This window comes from Chryseobacterium sp. VD8, from assembly GCF_037149975.1.
Lineage (GTDB): Bacteria > Bacteroidota > Bacteroidia > Flavobacteriales > Weeksellaceae > Chryseobacterium > Chryseobacterium indicum.
Map to the genome: position 1 here is coordinate 26,903 of NZ_JBBCQL010000001.1, position 22,751 is coordinate 49,653.

23 protein-coding genes are annotated in these 22,751 nt (G+C 35.1%); 11 read left to right on the plus strand and 12 right to left on the minus strand.

What is annotated here, in order from left to right; all coding sequences use genetic code 11:
* Window positions 1-26: 26 nt before the first annotated feature.
* From nusB to WFK35_RS00115, 5 genes are all read left to right on the plus strand, one after another.
* On the plus strand, window positions 27-932 hold the full coding sequence (gene nusB, locus WFK35_RS00095; protein WP_302718328.1) for a transcription antitermination factor NusB: 906 nt from the start codon (window positions 27-29) through the stop codon (window positions 930-932).
* A 9-nt stretch (window positions 933-941) separates the two neighbouring features.
* Complete coding sequence (locus tag WFK35_RS00100) at window positions 942-1,439, plus strand: DUF1573 domain-containing protein (RefSeq protein ID WP_336730777.1); 498 nt, start codon at window positions 942-944, stop codon at window positions 1,437-1,439.
* Between the two features lie 10 nt (window positions 1,440-1,449).
* A complete protein-coding gene (yajC, locus tag WFK35_RS00105) occupies window positions 1,450-1,812 on the plus strand; it encodes a preprotein translocase subunit YajC (RefSeq protein WP_214591145.1) in 363 nt (120 codons plus the stop codon).
* A 655-nt stretch (window positions 1,813-2,467) separates the two neighbouring features.
* Window positions 2,468-3,199 (plus strand): SDR family NAD(P)-dependent oxidoreductase, encoded by a 732-nt coding sequence (locus WFK35_RS00110; protein WP_336730778.1) that lies wholly within the window; start codon window positions 2,468-2,470, stop codon window positions 3,197-3,199.
* An 8-nt stretch (window positions 3,200-3,207) separates the two neighbouring features.
* A complete protein-coding gene (locus WFK35_RS00115; protein ID WP_336730779.1) occupies window positions 3,208-3,669 on the plus strand; it encodes a hypothetical protein in 462 nt (153 codons plus the stop codon).
* Between the two features lie 2 nt (window positions 3,670-3,671).
* On the opposite strand, the gene ligD is transcribed toward WFK35_RS00115, so the two are convergent.
* The 3 genes from ligD to ku all read right to left on the minus strand — a co-directional run bounded on the left by ligD (window position 3,672) and on the right by ku (window position 7,017).
* On the minus strand, window positions 3,672-5,552 hold the full coding sequence (gene ligD, locus WFK35_RS00120) for a DNA ligase D (RefSeq protein WP_336730780.1): 1,881 nt from the start codon (window positions 5,550-5,552) through the stop codon (window positions 3,672-3,674).
* A gap of 77 nt (window positions 5,553-5,629) precedes the next feature.
* Entirely contained in the window at window positions 5,630-6,232 is a 603-nt protein-coding gene (locus WFK35_RS00125) for a DNA polymerase ligase N-terminal domain-containing protein (RefSeq protein WP_336730781.1), read from the minus strand.
* A complete protein-coding gene (gene ku / locus WFK35_RS00130; RefSeq protein ID WP_336730782.1) occupies window positions 6,232-7,017 on the minus strand; it encodes a non-homologous end joining protein Ku in 786 nt (261 codons plus the stop codon). The genes WFK35_RS00125 and ku overlap by 1 nt, the downstream gene beginning before the upstream one ends.
* A gap of 197 nt (window positions 7,018-7,214) precedes the next feature.
* Between ku and WFK35_RS00135 the strand changes: the two genes are divergently transcribed.
* The gene (locus tag WFK35_RS00135; RefSeq protein WP_336730783.1) at window positions 7,215-8,888 is read left to right on the plus strand and encodes a helix-turn-helix transcriptional regulator; all 1,674 of its coding nucleotides are present in this window, start codon (window positions 7,215-7,217) and stop codon (window positions 8,886-8,888) included.
* Between the two features lie 169 nt (window positions 8,889-9,057).
* Window positions 9,058-9,384, plus strand: coding sequence for a DUF4870 domain-containing protein (locus WFK35_RS00140; protein ID WP_336730785.1), 327 nt, complete (start codon window positions 9,058-9,060; stop codon window positions 9,382-9,384).
* 295 nt (window positions 9,385-9,679) lie between these two features.
* Here the strand turns inward: WFK35_RS00140 and WFK35_RS00145 are convergent, their stop codons facing one another.
* From WFK35_RS00145 to WFK35_RS00175, 7 genes are all read right to left on the minus strand, one after another.
* A complete protein-coding gene (locus WFK35_RS00145; RefSeq protein WP_336730786.1) occupies window positions 9,680-10,225 on the minus strand; it encodes a hypothetical protein in 546 nt (181 codons plus the stop codon).
* A 50-nt stretch (window positions 10,226-10,275) separates the two neighbouring features.
* Complete coding sequence (locus tag WFK35_RS00150; protein ID WP_336730787.1) at window positions 10,276-10,668, minus strand: hypothetical protein; 393 nt, start codon at window positions 10,666-10,668, stop codon at window positions 10,276-10,278.
* A gap of 171 nt (window positions 10,669-10,839) precedes the next feature.
* Window positions 10,840-12,594 carry an aspartate--tRNA ligase gene (gene aspS / locus WFK35_RS00155; RefSeq protein ID WP_336730788.1) on the minus strand — a complete coding sequence of 585 codons (1,755 nt, stop codon included), beginning with the start codon at window positions 12,592-12,594 and terminating at the stop codon, window positions 10,840-10,842.
* A gap of 138 nt (window positions 12,595-12,732) precedes the next feature.
* Window positions 12,733-13,164, minus strand: a complete 432-nt coding sequence (locus WFK35_RS00160) for an ankyrin repeat domain-containing protein (RefSeq protein ID WP_336730789.1) — start codon at window positions 13,162-13,164, stop codon at window positions 12,733-12,735.
* 57 nt (window positions 13,165-13,221) lie between these two features.
* Window positions 13,222-15,402 (minus strand): S41 family peptidase, encoded by a 2,181-nt coding sequence (locus WFK35_RS00165; RefSeq protein ID WP_336730790.1) that lies wholly within the window; start codon window positions 15,400-15,402, stop codon window positions 13,222-13,224.
* Between the two features lie 132 nt (window positions 15,403-15,534).
* Window positions 15,535-15,741 carry a helix-turn-helix domain-containing protein gene (locus WFK35_RS00170; RefSeq protein WP_039365153.1) on the minus strand — a complete coding sequence of 69 codons (207 nt, stop codon included), beginning with the start codon at window positions 15,739-15,741 and terminating at the stop codon, window positions 15,535-15,537.
* A 3-nt stretch (window positions 15,742-15,744) separates the two neighbouring features.
* Window positions 15,745-16,341 (minus strand): DUF2975 domain-containing protein, encoded by a 597-nt coding sequence (locus tag WFK35_RS00175; protein WP_336688423.1) that lies wholly within the window; start codon window positions 16,339-16,341, stop codon window positions 15,745-15,747.
* Between the two features lie 203 nt (window positions 16,342-16,544).
* Here WFK35_RS00175 and WFK35_RS00180 point away from each other — a divergent pair, with 203 nt between their 5' ends.
* Window positions 16,545-17,939, plus strand: a complete 1,395-nt coding sequence (locus tag WFK35_RS00180; protein ID WP_336730792.1) for an MATE family efflux transporter — start codon at window positions 16,545-16,547, stop codon at window positions 17,937-17,939.
* Between the two features lie 187 nt (window positions 17,940-18,126).
* The gene (locus tag WFK35_RS00185; protein ID WP_214591025.1) at window positions 18,127-18,246 is read left to right on the plus strand and encodes a 30S ribosomal protein THX; all 120 of its coding nucleotides are present in this window, start codon (window positions 18,127-18,129) and stop codon (window positions 18,244-18,246) included.
* 55 nt (window positions 18,247-18,301) lie between these two features.
* On the opposite strand, the gene WFK35_RS00190 is transcribed toward WFK35_RS00185, so the two are convergent.
* Both WFK35_RS00190 and WFK35_RS00195 read right to left on the minus strand, forming a co-directional pair.
* Window positions 18,302-18,955 (minus strand): DUF937 domain-containing protein, encoded by a 654-nt coding sequence (locus WFK35_RS00190; RefSeq protein WP_214591024.1) that lies wholly within the window; start codon window positions 18,953-18,955, stop codon window positions 18,302-18,304.
* A 123-nt stretch (window positions 18,956-19,078) separates the two neighbouring features.
* The gene (locus WFK35_RS00195) at window positions 19,079-19,588 is read right to left on the minus strand and encodes a DUF2480 family protein (RefSeq protein ID WP_214591023.1); all 510 of its coding nucleotides are present in this window, start codon (window positions 19,586-19,588) and stop codon (window positions 19,079-19,081) included.
* A gap of 78 nt (window positions 19,589-19,666) precedes the next feature.
* Here WFK35_RS00195 and lpxB point away from each other — a divergent pair, with 78 nt between their 5' ends.
* Both lpxB and WFK35_RS00205 read left to right on the plus strand, forming a co-directional pair.
* A complete protein-coding gene (gene lpxB, locus WFK35_RS00200; protein WP_336730797.1) occupies window positions 19,667-20,770 on the plus strand; it encodes a lipid-A-disaccharide synthase in 1,104 nt (367 codons plus the stop codon).
* 142 nt (window positions 20,771-20,912) lie between these two features.
* Window positions 20,913-22,688 carry a ComEC/Rec2 family competence protein gene (locus WFK35_RS00205; RefSeq protein ID WP_336730799.1) on the plus strand — a complete coding sequence of 592 codons (1,776 nt, stop codon included), beginning with the start codon at window positions 20,913-20,915 and terminating at the stop codon, window positions 22,686-22,688.
* The last annotated feature ends 63 nt before the right edge of the window (window positions 22,689-22,751 follow it).

The following is a 22,751-nucleotide window of genomic DNA, read 5'->3' on the forward strand; positions in this document are numbered from 1 at the left end:
TTTGCACCCATAAAAAAGCTCTTTGAATGTTAGGAAGACGACAAATCCGTGAAAAAGTAGTACAGACTGTGTATTCTTATTACCAGAATCCTGTAAAGTTTGATGTATTAGAGAAAAATATGTTTGCCGGAATAGAGAAAATCTATTATCTCTACATCTATCAGTTAAACTTTTTGGTTGCCCTTAAAGAACTGGCAGAAAATCAGATTGAGATCGGTAAAAACAAATACATCAAAACCGATGCTGACATTAATCCTAACCAAAAATTCATCAACAATCAAGTTTTAATTAAATTGGAAGAAAATCCTGAGAGATTATTTTTCACAGGACAGCACAAACAATTGAAATGGGATCTGCATGATGATCTTTTGGTAAAAACTTTCCAGAGAATGTCTGCCGGAAAGCGTTATCAGGATTTTATGAAAGAAGAAGGATATTCTTTTGAGGAAGATCAGAAGTTTATCGGGAAATTATTCTTAAGATACATTGCTGAAAACGATGATTTTCATGATTATCTTGGTGATAAAGAACTTTCATGGTATGATGATATCCACATCGCGAATTCAATGGTGCAGAAAACCATCGGTTTCCTGAAAGAAGATGAAGAAAGCAGAACTTTAATTAAAATGATTAAAGACGAAGAAGATAAAACGTTCGCAATGAAACTTCTTAGAAATACTTTGGACAGTTGGGAAAACAACGAAAAGAAACTGGAAGAAAGACTGGAAAACTGGGATCTTGAAAGAGTTTCTCTAATGGATAAAGTGATCTTATCAACAGCAATGGCGGAGCTGGACAATTTTCCTTTTACCCCTTCAAGAGTAATCATTAATGAATATATCGAGATCGCAAAAGTTTTCGCAACAGACCGTTCCAATATTTTCATTAACGGAATTTTAGATAAATATTGTAAAGATTTAAACAGAATATAAATTATCTTCATGAAAAAGACATTATCCATCATTGCTTTGTCTGTCATAGGCTTTGGATTCGTTTCCTGCAAAAAAGAAAATAAAGAAGTTACAGGAACTGAAACTGCTGCTTCAACGCCTGCAGCAACGGGAGACTCTGCTGCTGTAGCTCCGGTTTCAGGAGAAACAACTGCGGCTCCGGCTTCCAATCAGCCACTCACTACGGTTGCACTTTCTGAAAACAATTTTGATTTCGGAAAAATTAAAAAAGGTGATAAAGTAGAGCACGTTTACGAAATTACCAATACCGGAACAAATCCTTTGGTTATCTCTGAAGTAAAGCCCGGATGCGGATGTACAGCTCCTGATTTTACTAAAGACCCAATTATGCCGGGTAAAAAAGGAAAAATTACTTTGCATTTCGATTCTACAAACTTCGACGGAAATGTTAACAAATTTGCAGATGTTTTTGCAAACGTAGAAAAAGCACCGATCCGAATCAATTTCACTGCTAATATTCAACCATAAGATCATGAACATGTTATCCATATTTTTACAGGCACAGCCACAAGGCGGCGGAGGAATGATGATGATCATGATGGGGGTGATGGTGGTAGGTTTCTACTTCCTGATGATCAGACCTCAGATGAGAAAGCAGAAGCAGGAGAAGAACTTCCAGGAAACTCTTAAAGTGGGAACAAGAGTGGTTCTTACTTCCGGACTTCATGGAAGAATTGCTCAGGTTCAGGACGATGGTTTCGTTATCGAAACATTATCCGGAAAGCTGAAATTCGAAAAAGCAGCCGTTTCCAGAGAATTTACGGAAGCGCGTTTTGGAGATAAATCCAAGACTTCTGATAAAGCAGAAGACAAAAAAGAAATCGAAACTGAGAAAAAATAATTTTTCAGTTTTTAAAATATTTCGTTTCGGCGGGTGAGCAAAACTCACCCCGCCGAAACTTTTTTATATGAATACTTTTCGATTTTAATATCCGGAAAGGTTATCCTTCGTAGAAATTTAACCTACAATTATTTTTAACGTAGGATTGTCATTCTGACCGCAGCGAAGCGGAGAGAAGAATCTACTTCAATCATCTTAACTACTCAACTAAAATCTTAATGGTAAAAATTAGATTTCTCCTTCGTCGAAATGACAGGAGAGCATTTAGCAATTGTGTTTATTCGTGAAAAAACATTTGTGAAATTCGTGTTTAAAAAAACTCTGAAAAAATCAAAAGCGAAGCTCCAGCCTTAATAATCTTAACTCCTCAACTAAATCTTAACGGTTAAAAAATAGATTTCTCCTCCGTCGAAATGACAGGAGAGCATTTAGCAATTGTGTTTATTCGTGAAAAAACATTTGTGCAATTAGTGTTTAAAAAAAATCTGAAAATTAAAAGCGAAGCTTTTACCTTAATAATCTTAACTCCTCAACTAAATCTTAATGGTTTAAAAAATAGATTTCTCCTAACGTCGAAATGACAAAAATAGCGGTAAATCTTTGTGCCATTATTGAAAATATTTGTGTTATTTGTGGTTTAAGTTATCTTTGCCCCATGAATCAAAACACAAACAAAACCGTTCTCATTTTAGGCGCGAATTCCGATGTTGCAAAACAGGCAGCGAAACAATACGTCGAAAAAGGATTTTCCGTAATTGCCGCTTCCAGAAATACAAAATCTTTAGAACAATTTGTTTCAGAACATAATCTGAATTCCAAAGTGAAGGTTTTATCTTTCGATGCTGTTGATTTTGATTCTCACCAGAAATTTTATGATGAACTTCCTGTAAAACCTCATATTGTGGTGTATGCAGCAGGTTTTTTAGTGGATAATGAAACCGCTTTAATTGACTTCAAAGGAGCTCAGCAAATGATGTTGGTCAATTATACGGGAGCCGTTTCTATTCTGAATATTATTGCAACGGATAAAAACAATAAAAATCTCGAAAGAATTATTGGGTTATCTTCACTTTCGGGAGTTCGCGGGAGAAAAAGCAATTTTGTTTACGGCAGTACAAAAGCTGCTTTTACTACGTATTTAGCTGGCTTAAGACAGGAATTGGCTTCAAGAAATATAAAAGTTAATGCTTTGGTAATTGGCTACATCCGTACAAAAATCAATGAAGGTTTACAATTGAATGAATCGTTAATGATGGAGCCTGATTATGTAGCAAAACATATCGTAAACGCAGGAAATTCTTTCACCATTGTTCCGAATTTTAAATGGAAAATCATTTATCTGATTTTGAAAATGCTGCCTGAAAGTCTGGTGGCGAAACTTCCTTAACTCATACTATGAATGATCAGTTATTAGAAATTAAAACTTATATTGACAATATAAGCTCTTGTGACAGTTCGGAAAGTTTTGAATATGATCATTTTCCGTACCTTAAAAATATTTTAGATCATTTTACAGCAAAACAGCATGATGATTTTATAGAAGAAGTTTTTAAATGGGAAGATCATCAATTATATTTTGTTGCAGATTTTTTAGATTTTACACAATTTATATTAAAAGGAAAATATGATTCATCCTACGTTTTCTGCGAGTGTTTTTCAAAAATTAATAATGTTGAATATCTGAGATATATTTATATTAATTTGGAAATGTACTTAATGCAGAGAAAATTTTTTAACGATGATTTAATTTTATCTGTTGATGATATTGTTAACAATTTATACCTACTCATCAATCATTTAAGAGATGAAAATAGCATCGATTTTTGCTTAAAAATGATTGAAAATTTAAAGCATTAATTTCATTCAGCATCTCCCAACAATTCCAGCGCCTCCATCATATCAATTCCCTTTCCCAGAACAGGTTTAAACAAATCTCCCTTTTCTTTAATTCTTTCCAACGCATTATGAATATTAAAATCTGTAGGTTTTAACCCTTTTTTTAGCTCTTTCCATTCCAGAGGCATCGAAACGGAAGCTCCTTCTTTTGGCCGCAAACTGTAAGCACTTGCTAAAGTCTGTCCGGTTCTGTTTTGAAGATAATCAAGGTAGATTTTCTTGTTGTCACGTTTTTGTAAGCTTCTTTCCAGTGTCGTGAGTTTCGGCAATTTTTCATTGACTTGTTTCATTAAAAGATGCGCAAAATCTTTTACCTGATCAAAATCGTATTTTCCGCCCATCGGAATGTAGATATGAATTCCCGTGCTTCCGGAAGTTTTGCAGTATCCGTCGATTTTTACAGATTCTAAAACTTCATTTACCTGCAAAGCTGTTTCAATAACCTCATCAAACGTATTCTTTTTCGAAGGATCGAGATCTAACACGAGGAAATCAGGATGATCGAGATCAGGAAGTGAAGAATTCCACGGATTCATATCGATACAGCCTAAATTGTTTAAATAAGCTAAAGTAGCTTTGTCATTACAGTAAATATAATCAATGTCTTTATCATTCGATTCCGAGTAAACCTTCGTTGTTTTAACCCAGTCCGGAATACTGTCACCTGCATCTTTCTGATAAAAATTCTGCTCTTCAATTCCGTTCGGAAAGCGGTTTAGCGAAAGCGGATGGTTTTTAAGATGGGGTAAAATATAGTCTGCAACCGACTGGTAATATTCAATGACATCGCCTTTTGTAATACCATCTTTCGGAAAATAGATTTTGTCCTGATTGGTCAGTTTTACTTTGTGTCGGTTTAGGGTAATTTCTTGCTCGTTTTCAGACGATTTTATTTTTTTTTGGATTGCCATTGTCGTTGTTTTTGATTGGGAAATAGTTTCTGTTTCTTCAGAAGAATTTCTAACCTCTTCAGGTTCTTTATCTTCTCTCAATGCCACAAAAACAGGGTGGCGAAAAATTCCGTCTTTCGTAATTTCTGAATATTTTATTTCGCACACCAGTTCAGGTTTTGTCCATGTTACAGGCATATTGGTTTTAGGTTTGATCTCGAAAGGTGATTTTGCGACAGTAATTTTTTCTAGTTTCTGAAGAATTTCCTGAATCAGTTCACGGTTAAATCCTGTTCCTGTATGTCCGCTGTAGGTAAGTTTTCCATCAATATATTTTCCTAAAATCAAAGCTCCGAAACCTTCTCTTGAACCACGAGGTTCTGTAAATCCACAAATAATGGCTTCTTCAGTATTGGTAAATTTGATTTTCAGCCAGTCGGAACTCCGATGATTTTCTACATAAATGCTGTTGGCTTTTTTAGCGATCATCCCTTCAAGCTTCATCTTTTTCATCTGACTGAAAAATGCGATTCCTTTTTCCAGAACGTGATCACAGTATTTGATGACGTCGGTTTCGATGAGAGCCTCTTTTAAGAGTTCTTTCCGCTGAATCAACGGCAGTTCTTCCGTAGAATGGCCATTCAGCCATAAAATATCAAAAACCTGATAGGTGAGAGCCAGATCCGGATTGTCCCCGATCTGCTGAAGCCATTGGAAATTAGGTTGTCCGTTTTCATCGTAAGCAACAATTTCACCGTCAAGAATCATATGATGAATCTGATTTTCAAAATCCCGTGATATTTTTTCAAATTTTGAAAGGAAAGAAATTCCGTTTCGGGAGTAGAAGAGAGGTTGATCGGTACTTAAATCGGCAACAGCGCGATAACCGTCCCATTTGATTTCAAATATCCAGTCTTCATCATCAAAAGCCTCATCATGAGGTTTTGCCAGCATGGGTTTGATAAAGTTTTCAATTTTCTTTTCGTCAACTAAAGAATTGTATCTTTTGAATTTGGGCTTTATTTCTGAGGTTATGACTTTTTTTTGCTGCTTTTGAGGCTTTTTTTTTCCTCTAAAAATTTTGTGACCTGAGAATTTTTTGCGGTATTTTCTTCTGCATCATAATCACTTTCCGCAAATTCATCTTTATGTTTGATTAAGAGCCATGAATTTTCTTCCGTATTTTTCATTTTTACCAAAGCAAATTCGCCTTTCAGCTTTTTTCCGTGAAGGATAAATTTCAAAGATCCGGCGTGAAGCTCTTTTAGTAGCTCTTTTTCGTCAGAAAGTTTGGAATGGTTGTCGAGAGGTTCATACGTTCCGCTGTCCCAGATTTCAACCTGTCCGGCTCCGTAATTTCCTTCCGGAATATTTCCTTCAAAGTCTTTGTAATCGTAGGGATGATCTTCCACCATCATGGCAAGACGCTTGTCTTTAGGATCTAATGACGGACCTTTCGGAACTGCCCAGCTTTTCAGCAAGCCATCCATTTCAAGACGGAAATCATAATGCAGTCGTGATGCAGCGTGCCGCTGAATCACAAAAATAAGCTGCTCTTTGCTCTTTTTTGTTTTTCCTTTCGGTTCGCTGGTTTCGTCGAATTTCCGCTTTTGGTTGTAATCTTTCAGAGCCATTATGATGCGTTTTTAGATTTGGTATTCTGTAAACTGGCTTTTAGCTGCGCCATCAGATCAATTACTTTTCCTTCTTTTGCAGGTTCCGCTTTTTTCGTTTTGATGTTTTTACCTTTCGCTTTCTGTTTAATGATCTTCATTAAAGCTTCAGAATAGGTGTCTTTGTACATTTCAGGATCAAATTCCTGTGAAAGCTGTTCGATGAGGTTCACCGCCATTTTTAATTCAGCAGGTTTCGGAGCTTTCGCCGCCGGAATTTTAAGATCTCCGTAATCCCTGATTTCCTGTGCGAATCTCAATCGGTTTAAAACCAACACTTCATTGTTATAAGGGCGGATCATTCCGATGGCTTCACTTTCGCGCAGAACAAATGTTCCTACTCCTACCATTTCTGTTTTTGCTAAAGCTTTCAGCAAAAGGCGATAAGCATTTTCACCATTTTTCTGAGGTTCGAGATAGTACGGATTTTCAAAATAAACAGAATCTACTTCAATTTCTTTTACAAACTGATCGATGGAAAGGATTTTGGATTTTTCAGGACTTGCAGCTTCATAATCTTCTTCATCCAGAATAATGTATTTGTCGTCCATGAGATATCCTTTTACAATATTTTCCCATTTCACTTCCTTGCCTGTATTTTCGTTCACTCTTTTAAATCTGATATTCGAAAAATCAGACTTATCAAGCATATCCAAATCCAGTTTGGTGGTTTCGGTAGCAGAGTAGATTTTGACAGGAATATTGACTAATCCAAAGCCAATGGCGCCGTTCCAGATTGCTTTCATTGTACTTTATTTTAAGTAAAACGTACAATGATTGTGCCGTGTAATTATTTTGTGGTATCTTAAATAATTACAATTGAGTTATTTATGTTTTTTTAGGAACAGGTTATGTAAGAAATACTCCGTAAGAATCCGGAAGTATAATATTACCTTTACCGTAACATTTATTTAATCACAGCAAGATATATCGGTAAAATTCTATGAAATTTAAAATTATCACAGTATTTTTTTTATTCTTATTTCAGACGTTGCTTTTAGCGCAGAACGAAAAAGCAATTGATATTTTTAACAACAGAAACGAAGATTTAAACAAAGCAGTAAAAGATTTATCTGTATTAAAAAAATCTGCGAAATCTAATGAGAGCCAACTGCTTCTGAATTCTTTACTGGCATTAACCTACATTACCAAGAAAGATTATGAATCTGCGAAAAAGTATATTACGGAAGCTGAAAAATTTTCCGATAAGAATGGAAGTTCTCCGGCAGAAGCCTATTACAATTTCGCAATTGGAAAGCTCTACATGATTCTGGAGATTAATGACCAGTCAATTAATTATTTTTTAAAGAGTTTCAGGCTTTTCAAGCTGAATGAAAATTTTGCAATGGCAAGTGATGCTGGAGTCTCTGTTTTCTATATTTCCAATTATAATGATGTGAAAATTTTGAATGAATCTCTGGAACTGGCGGATCGAAGCAAAGATGTGGGAGCAATCATTAATGCCAGATGCGGATTTGCCAATTATATGAAGAATGATTTTAATAATAACAGGGCGTCAAAATACAATTCAGAGCAGCTGTTAAAATATCTAAAGGAAACGGTAGATCTGGTAAAGAATGAAAATGAAACCACGCAGAAATTTGCTTTGGCTTCATTATATTTTAATTACGGATATAATTTGCTTTTTTATAAGAAAAATCCGGAAGGCGATGTTTATCTTAATAAAGCATTACATCTTGCTAAAAAGTATAACTATCTGTCCATATACAGGAATTATTATGGTGCAAAAGGAGATATTCTTCTGGAAGAGAAGAGAATAGATGAAGCTAAAGCTTTTTTTTATCGGGGATTGAAGGAGGCACAGGCAATGCCTTATCCGGATGCTGTCACAGAACTTTTATTTTACGAAGACCTGAAGAAAATTGCAGCGATGCAAAAAGATTGGGAAGAATTCTACAGGATCGACCAGCTTTTTCAGGCTGCCGGTAAAAAAGCAAATGATGAAAATATAAACAAAGCGATACAAAACAGCATTATAAAATATGAAATGAAAGAAAAGGAAGAGAAAATAGAAACGCTGTTGTCTAAAAATTTTAACCAGAGAATCTATATCCTGATCATGATTGTTGTGATTGTATTAATGCTGATCATCTGGTATCAGTATCAGAAGAATAATAAGCTGAGAATGCATCTTATTTCGGAGAAAAATAAGCAATTAGAGATTGAAAAAAATCAGGTTCGTAAAGAATTGATCGGAAGTGTGCTTCATCTTGAAAAGAAAAATGAAATTTTGAATAATCTGAAAGAAAAACTGATGGAAAAAAAATCCGCCGCGCCTTCCGTCATAGATCATCAGATTTTTAAATCGATAGATGAGGGGATTCTGGTAGATGATGATTTTGAAAAGTTCAGATCTAATTTCAATACCATTTATCCTGAGTTTTTCAGTAAGCTATTGGATAAAGCCAACCAGAATCTTACACAGCTGGATTTAAAATATTGTGGTTTTATTTTGATGAAACTTTCCACAAAAGAAATTGCATCCCAGATGAATGTAGAGCCAAAAAGTATAAGAATGGCGCGTTACAGAATAAAACAGAAGCTTAATCTGGGGAAAGACAAAGATCTGGATCAATTTATACAGCAGCTTTCTTAGTTGTAAATGGTTTAAAATAAGCAATTTAAATTTGGTGTAGACGTTTTGTAGACGTTTTTAATTTCCTCATAGACACTTTATAGACACCCAAAATTGCTGTTGCTGATTTGCCGCTAATATCTTTGCCGGGTTGAAAATAATCTTATTCAGAAATTTAAAAACTCAAAACATGAACAACAAAGTTTTAGCAATTATTTCGTATATCACGCTTGTCGGATGGCTTATCGCATTTTTTTTAAGAGACAAATCGCAAAAAGACAGGCTGGTTAATTTTCATCTCAGCCAGAGTTTGGGATTGGCAATAGTTTCCACGTTATTTAATATTGCGCTGACGATAGTCGCTGCTATTGTCCCGTCATTACACTTTTTAGGTTACATTGGCTATTTATTCTTTATTTTAATGATTTTGGGAATAATAAATGCCGCAAATGAAAAAGAAACTCCACTACCGATTATCGGTAATATGTTTGTAAATAAATTTTCTTTTATCAATTAAAAATTCATTTCTTCACAAAGACTGACAAATCTTTTTATTCTCCATAAAAAGATTTTCAGTTTTTGCAAAAGCTTTCTTATCACGGTTTAAGATACACCCATTACATCAACATAAAATCATCCTTAAATGAGCTGAGGAAAACGAATAGAGGTCAGAAGAAATTCAGACCTTTTTATTTTTACAGATCAGCAGTAATGTTGAAGGATCTAAAGTTATTCCGTTTTATATTGCTTTTTTGTAGGTAAATTGTATAAGGGTTGTGTTGTATGATGAATTTACTGGAGGTGTGGTATTTTTAAATTTTTTTAAACTTTGCTTTCATCTTGAGATATAACAGTGTTTTATCAAGATTTTCTTTATCAACATTGGATTTATCCAAAATAAAATTCAAAACCGAGTTAGCAGTAATGTAAAGATATCGATCGTCTAAAACGCAATATGTAATTTCATTCCAGATAAATTTATATTCAGATTTATAATTTTTAAAAGAAAAATGGGTAGGAGTGAATTCCCAGTTGACATCCTTAGAATTTGTTTTTAAATCTGTCATTTCTTTTTCAATTATTTCCCTAAACTTTTTTCTATTTTTTCTGTATAACGAATAATAATAGATGTAATTGATGCAAGTAGCAATGCTGAATCCAGCAAATAATCCCGCAAATCCATGATTTTTAGTAATAAAGAAAACGACTGCCATTACTGAAGTAGTAATGCCGCCCAAAAGATTTTTATTGTTTTTTGCAAGGTTATTTTCCCAAATCCTTTTAAATTCATATTCATTAATCTGTTTTAAAATTTCCTCGGAGGAAGGTGTGTCGTAAGTAAGAATTTCTTCGTTCATGTTTTCAGATATTAGTCTTTATTTTTTCTGTGAATATAGATTTTTATGAATTATTCAGTATTTATGTTGTCGCTTTTTAAATAATCAAACTTGTCTGTTCTGATGTCTCCAATGGTAGATTCTACGCTGTATTGTTTAGAAACAATAATATATCTGTTCTTTTCATAGCAATGCTTTATAATTTCAACAGAAATCGATTCGTTGTTATCCAGATTAATAATTCCGCTAAAGCTTTCGCACCTGTAACGTCCTTCATCATTTTCGAAATGATCAAAAATACCTCTCATATCCTCCTGACTGAAAAATATGTTTTCAATATCTGCTGAAACAATAGTGTGTTTTCTCAACGTTCTTTTAAAATCATATTCTACGATTTCTTTAGCCACCCCAAAGCAGGTTGAGCTAAATACAAGCAATAATCCTGAAATGTAAGAGAGCTTCATTATTTCTTCATAAATTTTTTCTTTTACGTTCGGAGGGTAATAAAGTATTTTCTTTATGAATATGATTATGAAATAAACTGCACAGACTATTGCAGAAATATATCCTAAAGTGGCTATTAGAGAAATTAGTGTTTTCATAAAAAAAGCGGAGAAAAATTCCCCGCTTCTAATTTATGCTTTTAAATTCAATTTAAGTTCCAGTTCATCGAGCTGTTCATCAGCAATCGAAGAAGGCGCATCGATCATCACATCACGTCCTGAGTTATTTTTAGGGAAAGCGATATAATCTCTGATTACTTCGTTTCCGTCCAGAATTGCTACCAAACGGTCAAACCCGAAAGCTAATCCACCGTGAGGCGGCGCTCCGTATTTGAAGGCATTCATTAAGAAACCAAATTGTGCTTCTGCTTCTTCTTTTGAGAATCCTAAAAGATCGAACATTTTAGACTGAAGATCTTTATCGAAAATTCTGATGGAACCACCGCCGATTTCGTTTCCGTTCAACACCATATCGTAAGCGTTTGCTCTGGCTTTTCCCGGATCTGTTTCCAGCAAATGAATATCTTCCGGTTTGGGAGAAGTGAAAGGGTGGTGCATTGCATGATAACGTCCGCTTTCTTCATCAAATTCCAAAAGAGGGAAATCAACTACCCAAAGTGGAGCGAATTCGTTTCCTTTTCTTAATCCCAAACGGTTTCCAAGCTCCATTCTTAAAGCCGAAAGCTGCGTTCTTACCTTATTTTCGTTTCCGGAAAGAATCAACATCAAGTCTCCTTCTTTAGCTCCGAATTTCTCAATAATTTTTGCTAAATCTTCCTCGCTGTAGAATTTATTTACCGAAGAAGTTTTTACGCCGTCATTCTGGAATTTCACCCAAACCATTCCTGAAGCTCCGATTTGTGGTCTTTTTACCCAGTCAACAAGCTCATCGATCTGTTTTCTTGTATAATCTGCACAACCTTCAACATTGATTCCGACAACCAATTCTGCTTCATCAAATATTTTGAAATCTTTACCTTTTACCAGTTCATTCAGTTCCACGAATTCCATTCCGAAACGGATGTCCGGTTTGTCGTTTCCGTATTTCTGCATCGCATCAGCGAAAGTCATTCTCGGGAAATCTCCGAATTCCTGACCGGTGATATCTTTCAATAAAGTTTTCGTCATTCCTTCGAAAACAGTCATCACATCTTCCTGCTCTACGAAAGCCATTTCGCAGTCGATTTGTGTAAATTCCGGCTGTCTGTCGGCTCTCAAATCCTCATCACGGAAACATTTTACGATCTGGAAATACTTATCCATTCCGCCGACCATCAATAACTGTTTGAAAGTCTGCGGAGACTGTGGTAACGCATAAAACTGTCCCGGATTCATTCTGCTCGGAACCACGAAGTCTCTCGCTCCTTCCGGAGTGGATTTAATTAAAACCGGAGTTTCAACTTCAATAAATCCGTTGTCTGAAAGATAGTTTCTCACTTTCTGCGCCATTTTGTGACGGAAAACCAATTTATCTTTTACAGGATTTCTTCTGATATCCAGATAACGGTATTTCATTCTCAATTCTTCGCCACCGTCCGTTTCGTCTTCAATGGTGAAAGGCGGAAGCTGAGATTCATTAAGAACCGTTAGTTTTTCTACTAAAATTTCAATTTCTCCTGTCGGAATATTGGGGTTTTTGCTTACTCTTTCGATAACTTTTCCGGTAACCTGAATCACAAATTCACGTCCCAGTTTTTTTGCATTTTCCATCAGTTCTGCCGTAGAACGATCCTGATCGAAAACAAGCTGCGTAATTCCGTAACGATCCCGAAGATCTATCCAAATCATAAATCCTTTATCACGGATAGTCTGTACCCATCCTGAAAGTGTAACTTCTTCATTAAGATTTTTAAGAGATAATTCTCCGTTTGTGTGCGATCGAAACATAATTATTTGTTTAAAGTTCAATGTTTAAGGCTCAGATCCGAACCTTGAATTTTCCGTTGGCAAAGATAAGATTTTTGCAGGTTTTAAAAACAAAAAAACTTCCCGAAGGAAGTTTTAAATTATTTATCTCTAAAAAAATTAAAGAACCATTGCCATTGCAGACTGTTTATTTTTAACAGCGTAGTCTTTTGCCGTTTTGCCTTTGCTGTCTTTTGCCTCTTTTTTAGCCCCGAATTTCATCAGCATTTTTGCGGCATCCATATTTCCTGAAGCTGCTGCGCTCATTAGAGGAGTAATGTCGCTGCACGATTTATTTACGTCAGTTTTACTCACCAGATAATTGAAGACATTTTTTTTGTTTTCTTTTACGCTCAAAGAAAGTAAATCTGTCTTTGTACCATTTACGGTATAGCATTTTGAAAAATCTTCCTGACTGAAAGCTTTCTGGAAAGTTTCCAGATTATCGGTGCGGAAGGTTTTCAACTGGTCTGCTGATAACTCCTGTGCAAATAATCCGTTGGCAAAAACAGAAAGTCCGAATAGCAAAGTTGCTGTAATTATTTTTTTCATAAAACTTGATTTATCTAAAGAATATACAAAGCTAAATAAAATTTTCGATCAATGTTGCTAATTATTAATCCATTTCGTTGCTTTTTCCAAAACTTCGTCCTTATTGTTTTTAATTCCGTGTATTGTAGGTTTTACTTCTACATCGGGAACAATTCCTATTCTCTGGGTTTCTTTTCCGTCGGGATAATAGATGCCGATTCCGCTGATCATGGTGGAAATATTTCCCGGGAGTTTTATATCCGAAACATTTCCATCGGCTCCCGCCGTTGTAGAACCGAAAACTTTCGCATTGGGTGCGGTTCTGAAAGCCATGGTGTGATATTCTGCACTGCTTTGCGTGGTTTCATTAATTAAGATGGCAATTTTACCCGCATAAGATTTTTTTCCGGTTCCCTGAGTTTTTAAGCTTGGTGTAAAAGTGAAAAGTCCCGGCTGACTGTTGCTTGTATTCGTGAATTTTACGAAATCCGAGGATTCTGGTTTTAGCAGTTTTCCCATTTTAAAAACCACAAAATCTGAAGGATAGCTTCTGAAATCGATAACCAAACCTTTCGTGTTTTTAATTTTTTCAAAAACTTCAGGAAGAAGATCGGCATTTACACTTCCCATATAAACATAAGCAATGTTTCCATCGAGCATTTTAAAAAACTCTTTCGGCTCTTTTTTTATTTTAATTTCAGAGTAAGGATAGGTTTTGATGGTTTTTTCTTCCTTTTTTCCGTCTCTTAAAATGGTAAGATTGATGGTTTCTGCATTGCTTCGCAATAATTTTCTTGAGATGTCCCGAAGTTGGGTAGGGTAGTTGGACGCAGGAAGATATTTCAGACTTTTTTTAATGATGGTATCTACATTTTCTCCGTTAATTTCTGTAATCACATCTCCCTTTTTCAATCCTGTCTGTGTTCCTGAATTTTCGTCATAAAAGCCTTCAACCACAGGTTTATTTTCTGCAAAAGTTAATTGTACCGGAGAATATCTTTCGCCAAAATATTTTTCAAGCGATTTGCTGTTTCCCCAAATGTTGGCATGAGTGTCGTGAATCCTTCCGATCAGTTCCAGAGAAGCGAGATTGTATTCCGTTTCGTCTTTTGCGTTGATGAATTTTGGGATAAATTCTTTGAGTACACCTTTCCAGTCTTCCTCGATGAGGTTTTTGTAAGGAAAATAATACTGAATCATGTTCCAGTATCTGTAAAGAGAAAGCAGTCTGAAACCTTCATCAGGATATTTCATCTCTCTGTAAGGATTTTCATGCCTGAAATCAGGATTGTCTACATTCGGAAAGAAATCGACGTAATAATTGACTTTTGGTCTTTTAGCATCTTTCAGTTGTAAAAGCAGCTCTATAAGTTCTTTCGAGAAGCCGGAATCGATGATCCAGTTGAGATCCGGTTTAATTTTTACATTCTTCGGCTCAGAATTTTTTGCTGTCTGAAATTTGCCTAAACCTTTGATCCAGTCTGTTAAAATCTGATCTCTCTGTTCAGCAGCAGCATTTTCAGTTTTTTTATAAATTCTGAAAAGTTCGTAATCCCAGTTGTAATTTCCTTCTGCTACACTTGGATGATAATATTTCAGATACCCCCAGATTAATCCCAGTTTTTTAAGGTTCTCAATATTTGTCTGACCGAGATTGATATTGGAAATTGTAGAACCTTTATCAAATTCTTTATCAAGCTCAACCTTCGTTAATTTTTTTTCGAAAATTTTAGCATGATCAATGTCTTTTCCGTCGATGGAAACTTTTAAGTTGTCTACCCAGATTTTTCCTTTTCCTGAAAGCAATGCTCCTATAACAATTTGCTGTGTGTTTTCGGGAGACATATTGAGGGTAACCTCATATTTTTTCCAGTCGTTTGTGCCTTTCAGACCCACGTTTTGCATATTGTTAAAAGCAACTTCAGGATCAATTCTCATCCATAATCCTGCAAATCCATCCGTTACATTTTCTGTTTTGAGATATCCGGAAAGCGTAATTTTTCTTCCTGCATAATTGTTGGGAAGGGTGTACATGATTGCTCTGAAGCCTTCTGTACCTTCAGATTCTATCACTGCAGATGCCTTTCCCTGCTGTTTTTCATTAAAATCCGAAAATACTTTTGCGGAATTATTTCCCATTAATTTCCATAAGGCGGGAGAATTGTTTTCTGTGGTTTCAAAATCGAGATTCTCATTTTTTTGTTGGGCAAAAGAAGCCATTCCCCATAGAAGAAATGGGACGATGAAATATTTTTTCATAGTGATTAAATTTTTTGTCAAATCTAAAAAGTCAGATCTGATATTATTGTGAGTGAATAATGGTTTTAAGGAAGTTTGTGAGGTTTGGGAATACTTTTAACGGATTTTTTAGTTTTAAAATCTTAAAGAATATTAATCTTTTACATATTCCAGGATGTCTCCGGGTTGGCAATCCAGTGCTTTGCAGATGGCTTCCAGTGTTGAAAGCTTTACGGCTTTGGCTTTTCCGGTTTTAAGAATGGAAAGATTAGCCTGAGTAATGCCAATTTTTTCGGCAAGTTCCTGAGACTGCATTTTCCTTTTCGCCAACATGACGTCTACGTTGATGATTATTGGCATAAATTAAATTGTTAAATCTGCTTGTTCCTGAAGTTCTAACCCTTTTTTGAAAAATTCTACAATGAATAATATTAAGGCTCCGAAAAATAAGAATATTACAACAGAATACATAACCGCAAAGAAACTTTTTACCGTAAAAGGAACGATAGCCAATGTAACAGCTGTATAAATAATATTAAGCCAGCCGAACCTTTTCAGCCAAAGTAAAGCATCGGCATTGAATACATTTTCTTTGCTGATTTCTCGTAAAAATTTATAACTGATTAAAAAAAGCAGGGTTATAAAAATTTCGTTGAAAACATTGCTTAACACATTTCCCGGATTAAACAGTCCTGTAAGAAGATTCTGTTCGGTGAAAGGAATAAAGAACTTAAATTTCATCAGATATTCCATTGGTTGTCTCCATTCATTTGTAGACCAGCCTACATCGGTTCCGATGATAAAAAAGTCTGAAAGAATATTATTTGCTGTCTTGAAATTATAAAAAGAAACAGCAAAACCAATGGTAATGTAAATAAGCTGAAGAGCAAAAAAAGCTGCCAGAAATAAAAGCAGATAGCTGATGTATTGTGAAAGAGAATTTTTACCGATGATTTTCATGGTTATTCATTTTTATTATTGCAAATATATAATTATTTATTGTTTTACGATAATTATTTATTGAAATTTTTATTTTTATTTTTCTGAGTTGATAAATGCGCTTCGACTGATCTGTTCAGAATCTTTTTCAGAAAACTTTTCATAAGCCAAGTTATAATCATTTTTGAATCTATATTTTTGCGGAATATAAAACCGAATCAACAATGTCAAAATATTTCAATTTTCTGAAGAAAGCTTTAAGCGGTGAAGAAGTAGATTACACCAAAGCAACGATAAGAAGTGCGGTTCTTCTTCTCGCCATTCCCATGATGCTGGAAATGGCAATGGAATCTGTATTCGCATTGGTGGATCTGTATTTTGTAGGTCATCTTAAAGAAAGTGGGTTTGCAATACAGACAGTGGGATTAACAGAATCTGTACTTTCCGTGATGTATTCCATCGCAATCGGGATGAGTATGGCGGCAACAGCGATGGTAGCAAGAAGAGTGGGAGAAAAAAATCCCGAACAGGCTTCCAGAAGTGCAGCGCAGGTTTTGTTGGTCTCTTTTGTTATTACTTTTCTATTGAGTCTGCTTGGAGTGATCTACGCTGAGGAAATTTTAATTCTGATGGGTTCAAAGCCCGAAGCAGCAGCATACGGAAAAGAATTCACAAGAATTATGATGGGAAGCAGCGTCATCATCATACTTTTATTCTTAATCAACGGAATTTTTCGCGGCGCAGGAAATGCTGCCATCGCAATGAAATCTCTCTGGATCGCTAATATTGCGAATATAATTTTATGTCCGCTTTTAATCAAAGGTTTTGGTCCGGTTCCGGCAATGGGATTAACGGGAGCCGCTTTGGCTACTACCATCGGCAGAAGTATTGGAGTGATCTATCAATTGTATCATCTTTTGATTGCAGATACGCAGATCAGAATTCAGTCAAAATATTTTAAACCCGACTTTGAAATCATTAAATCGGTTATCAAAATTGCAACTCCCGGAATTTTTCAGTTTGTAATTGCTTCATGCAGTTGGATTTTTCTGGCTCAACTGGTCGCAACAACCGGCGGTGAAAATGCTTCTGCAGGATATCAGACCGCTCTGCGTTTAATGATGTTCTTTTTGCTTCCGGCTTGGGGATTAAGCAACGCTGCATCAACGTTAGTCGGACAAAACATGGGAGCCAACGAAATGTTGAGAGCAGAACAGTCCGTTATGAAAACTGTAAAGTATAATGTGATCTTTATGGTAACCGTAAGTGTTATTTTCTTTTTTATGGGAGATTTTTTAGTCGGATTTTTCACCAGCGAACCTGAAATTAAAACTATTGCTACCAATGCTTTGCATATTATGGCGGTAGGATTTATTTTCTACGGAATAGGTATGGTGATGATTAATGCTTTTAACGGAGCTGGAGATACCTGGACTCCGACTTGGGTGAATTTGTGCGGATTCTGGCTGTTCCAGATTCCTTTAGCGTATTTTTTGTCCAAATATTTCGGAATGGGACCGAAAGGTGTCTTTATATCTATTCCCGTAACCGAAACTTTAATCACTATCGTTGCTTTTATTTTGTTTAAAAATGGAAAATGGAAAACGGTAAAAGTGTAAAAGTATGGATGATGGAAGATTGGAGCTAAAGGTTTTTTAACAAAGATAGATTTACGCTTTAATATAATCTTCCAACACCTTTCTCTCGGCTTCCCGCTACAGAATTATAAAAATTTTAACAGCTTCAATCTTTGATTTTTAAAGGGTATTTTTTAATTTCGTCATCAATCAACTAAAATTTATTTCTATGGGAAAAGGAGACAAAAAATCTAGAAGAGGTAAGATCAACAATGGAAGCTATGGAAAAAGAAGACCGAGAAAAGCTTCAAAAACAGTTGTTGCCTCAGAAGAAAAAGCTAAAAATTAAAATAAAAAGACCGGAGATTGTTTTTCTCCGGTCTTTTTTATGTAACAAAATTAAATTATTTTCCGAAAAATCCGCCAAGGATATCTCCCAAACCGCCTCCGCCTTGCTGCTTCTGCTGATTGCCTCCTCCAAGAACGCTTCCCAGAATGTCATTCAAAGGATTTCCGGACTGAGAATTTCCACCGCCTAAAACGCTTCCTAAAATATCATTCAATGGATTAGACTGCTGTTGCTGAGCCTGATTGGATGCATTCCCAAGAATTCCCCCCAAAAGATCACCTAAACCACCTGCTCCTACATTGTTCTGCTGCTTTTCTCTGCCGATGTAGCCCATAATTACCGGAGCCAGCATGGCTAAAACAGGTCCCACTTTGTCAATGGAAATTCCTGTATTCTGTGAAAGCTGGTTTTCTACATTCGATTTATCTCCACCAAAAATATGGCTTAATATAGAACCTCCTTCAGCTTGTCTCGCATCTGCCTGAGAAACGTCGTCCAGAATACTTCCGTCATGATCTTTATCCAAAGCATTGTTCAACGCTTCAGCTTCTTTTGCGTCCTGAGATTTGTTTCTAAGGTAAGAAATAATTAATGGTGCAGCGACTGCAAGTAAAGCAATAACCTGCGTTTTGCTGATCCCGAATTTGTTTTCAGCCTGTTCAGCAACCTGGTTGCCGGTGTTCCCTGTAAGTAGGTCGATTAAACTCATAGTTTGTGTTTATTTTATTATTAAGTAAACCAAAGTTATCAAAAAATATTCCCCAAAGATTTTTTTTAATTAAAATTTGAGATTAATTTTTATAATTTAATTTAAGTTGTTGATTTTTAGGGTTTAATTTTTTAAAATCGGAACATTGGAACACGCTTCTCCAAACATCAGCGACTTAACAATCGGCTGCAGTTGTTCAACCAGTTCGATGTAGGCGTTTTCAGGGATTTCTTTATCTGAACATCCTTTTACCAGCACTCTTTTTCCGCGCATTTCATCAAAATCATGACTCTGAATAGCGTTGTGCATCAGAATAACTTCCAGATCTTCACGGTTTCCGAAAACTATTTTTTTGGTTACCCCTGTAAGCTTTGCCGTGATTAAAAAATACGCCCAAAGCGGAACGATCGCATCCGCAGAATTGTATACATATACATACGCATCACGATATTCTTCAACATCAATGGCTGCCACTTTTTCGCGGAAGTCTTTTTCCTTTAAGATCATTTCCATGAAAAGAAAATCTTTAAGATCAATTCCTTTTCTGGCTCCCTTCGGAACAAGATCCGTAAGATCAAAATTGATTAAACCGCTTTCCGCAACTTTATTCCGTATTTCAAATTCTTCTGACATTTTTTATCATTATCTTTGGACAAATTTACAAATTAAGATCGTACAACGTCTTATTTGTTCTCTATTCTGATTATAGAAATGAAATATTACATCATCGCAGGAGAGGCTTCCGGAGATTTGCACGGAAGCAATTTAATGAAGGCTTTAAAGCAGAAAGATCCCCATTCAGAATTCAGATTCTGGGGTGGAGATTTAATGGCAACACAGGGCGGAACCTTGGTGAAGCACTATCGTGATTTAGCTTTCATGGGATTTCTGGAAGTAGCCAGAAATCTTCGGACGATTCTCAATAATATTAAATTCTGCAAGGAAGACATCCGAAATAACACACCGGATGTTTTAATTCTGGTGGATTATCCCGGATTCAATTTAAGGATTGCAAAATTTGCCAAAGAACTGGGCATTAAAGTCGTTTATTATATTTCGCCGCAGCTTTGGGCATGGAAAGAGGGTAGAGTAGAGATCATTAAGAAATATGTGGATGAAATGATGGTCATTCTTCCTTTTGAAGAAGATTTTTACAAAAAACACGGGGTACATTCGCATTTTGTAGGTCATCCTTTGTTGGATGCGATTTCAACGCTTCAAAATATTGACGTTGAAGATTTTAAAAAGGAAAATAATTTAAACGAAAAAGAGATTATTGCGCTATTGCCGGGTTCCAGAAAACAGGAGGTTGAAAAAATGCTGGAAATGATGCTTTCTGTGAGACCTTATTTTAAAGAATATCAGTTCGTTATAGCAGGAGCGCCGAGTTTGCCTAAAGAATTTTATCAGAATTATGTAGACGAAAATGTGCATTTTGTTTCAAATAAAACGTATGATTTGCTGAGGTGCTCGAAAGCAGCTTTGGTAACATCGGGAACAGCCACGTTAGAAACTGCTTTACTGAATGTTCCGGAAGTGGTTTGCTACCGTGGAAGCAAAATTTCTTATGCAATTGCGAAAAGACTCGTTAAAAACATCAAATATATTTCTCTGGTGAATTTGATTATGGATCGTGAGGTTGTTAAAGAACTGATTCAGAATGACCTTAACACGAAGAATCTGGTGGAAGAACTGAAAAAGATTTTAGAAACTGATAAAAGAATACCGCTTTTAAGAGATTACGATTTGCTGAGAGAAAAGCTAGGCGGAAAAGGAGCCAGTGAAAATGCGGCTGATGTTATTTTGAAAGTTTAAAAAATCAAACAAACCATAAAAAATCGTAGAAAATTTTTCTGCGATTTTTCTTTTATATCATGAATTGAGGTCAAAATTTAAGATTTTAAAATTTTGATTTGCCGATTGTTATTCAATTAAATATTTTTGAGAAGCACAAATTTTGAAATTGAATCAACAGCCGATTTTAATTCTTGCCATCTTGTTTATTTTGGGTATTTTTATTCAGGACTTTTTTTCTCTGGATCAAAATTTTGTTTACTTCATTATCATTATTTGTGCTTTCATTTTAGCCATCACTTTTCTTAAAAATTACTATCTCCATAAAGCAAAACCATATTTACTCGGTTTTATGTTTTTCGGGATCGGAATCATTCTGCATTTTTTCAATGCTTTTGCCTCCGGAAATGTTTCGGTTTCTAAAAATGAAACCATTATTTTTAAAATAGCTAAAAAACTGAATTCCAGTGACAAAAATCGGAAGTATGAAGGCGTGATACAAGCCGGAAAGCAAACTTTCAATGCTGTTATTTACATCCCGAAAAGCGAAAAGGAACTTGATTTCTTACATTATTATCAGGCTCAGGCTTACATTTCAAAGCCGAAGCCGCCACAATATGATTTTCAGTTTGATTATTCGAAATATCTTTTAAGGAAAAATATTGAATACCAGTGTTATATCAATGATAAAATTGCGGAAGCGGAAAGAAAAGATTTAAGCTTCACGGAGAAATTTTCTCAGAAAAGACTGGAAGTTTTGCAAAGAATAGACGAAGCCGGAATGTCTTCAAGGTCGAAAGAATTTTTAAAAGGAATTATTCTTGCCGACCGAACGGAAATGGATGTGCAGACGGTTCAGGATTTTAACCGTTCCGGACTGGTGCATTTTCTTGCCATTTCAGGAACACATATTGTCGTCATTTTCGGATTGTTTTATCTTTTACTAATTAAAATTTTACCATTAAAATTCAGAAAATACGCAATAATTTCCAGTTTAATTTTTATCTGGTTGTTTATAATTTTTATCGGATTCGGAAGCTCCGTCTTGCGTTCAGGTTTAATGCTGAGTATTTATTTTGTTTACGTTTTGCTGCAAAGGAAACCCGATCTGCTGCATTCACTTTCCCTGTCTGCTTTTATTATTTTAATATTTGATACTCAGCAGCTTTTTGATGTCGGTTTTCAGTTGAGCTTTTGTGCGGTTCTGGGAATTTACTGGCTGAATCAGCTGATTTTAAATTATTTTCCGATACAGGATAACTGGTTGAAAAAGTTAATCTTTAATACCGTTTCCATTTCTGTTTCTGCCCAGTTGGCAACGCTTCCTTTGGTTCTGTACTATTTTCATCAGTTTTCGTTTATTTCAATTGCTGCGAACTTCTTTATTGTTCCCTTTTCTGAAGCAATCATTGTTTTTTCATTTTTAATGACCATTTTCATTACTTTAAATCTTGATTTTAATCTGATGAATGTTGCGTATGATTTCATCATTCAGCTATTATTAAAAGTTATTCATTGGTTTGCAGATTTTAATCATTTATTCCTTGAAAATATTCCCATGAATCTTTTTGAAGTTTTTGCTTTATTTCTAATCGTTTATTTTCTGAGATTTTTTATTCTGAAACCGAAATTGAAAAATTTTACAATCGTAATGACAGCAGTTTTTGCTTTTTATATTTTAAGAATTGGTTTTAATTCTTACGAAAACGAGCGTGAGGAAGTTCTGTTTCATGATTTTTCTAAAAACCAAGTTTTATCTGTAAAAAAAGAAAACAATGTCTGTTTCTGGATTGAGGAAAATTCAGATCAGAGAAAAATTATTCAGTTTATAATTAATCCATATTGTTCTTCAAGAAGGATCAGTAATTATAAGATTAAAACCTTCCCGAAAGATGTAAAAAAAGTAGTTTATAATGGCAAAATTTATAACTTTAATTAATCATTACATTTTCTATTTTTCCTTTATTTATAATATTTTAACTCTTATTTAGAAAGATTACAA